Annotated in this window: 1 protein-coding gene; it reads left to right on the top strand. The window is 58.5% G+C overall.

All coding sequences use genetic code 11. The features are described from left to right. The coding region (locus tag ACFO27_RS12160) for a hypothetical protein (protein ID WP_376817561.1) at positions 1–518 on the top strand (518 nt) is incomplete at both ends.

The following is a 518-nucleotide window of genomic DNA, read 5'->3' as shown; positions in this document are numbered from 1 at the left end:
GAATGTAGTGGTCAGTGACAGCTCCAACCGGGGCATCAGTGTCGACAATCCGAACTGGAACAGTTCTGGTTCGGATGACCGGTACATCCAGAACAATACCCAGTCGGGCAGTGCTTCGGACGGAACTTACGGCGAGAAGCTGGTGCTGGACTTCAGCGCCAATGCGGCCGATGGCCGGCATATTACCGAGGTGGCCCTGACCCTGAACCAGTTTGGGGACCGTCAGGCGGATGGTCGGACGAGTCAGTCCAGAGGCGATGAAGATAAGGCCCACATCACCGTGTTCTATACCGATGGTTCGTATGAAGACGTGGATGTGACCGCGGCATGGCGATCCCGGTCGGATGGCTCAAACAGCGATTCCGGGACCCAGGATGTCACGATCCAGGCCTCGGGCGGCAGAAGTATCGACCACATCGTCATCGGCGCCGGCGATACCTCCAGCCAGTTCTCGGTGGACGAGCAGATTTCCGTGAAGTGGCATACCGATCCCAAGGATGTGATCCATACCGTCGACC

The sequence above is a fragment of the Castellaniella denitrificans genome, assembly GCF_042653765.1.
In the GTDB taxonomy this organism is placed as follows: domain Bacteria; phylum Pseudomonadota; class Gammaproteobacteria; order Burkholderiales; family Burkholderiaceae_B; genus Castellaniella; species Castellaniella denitrificans.
This window is presented reverse-complemented; position numbering and strand designations above follow the sequence as displayed.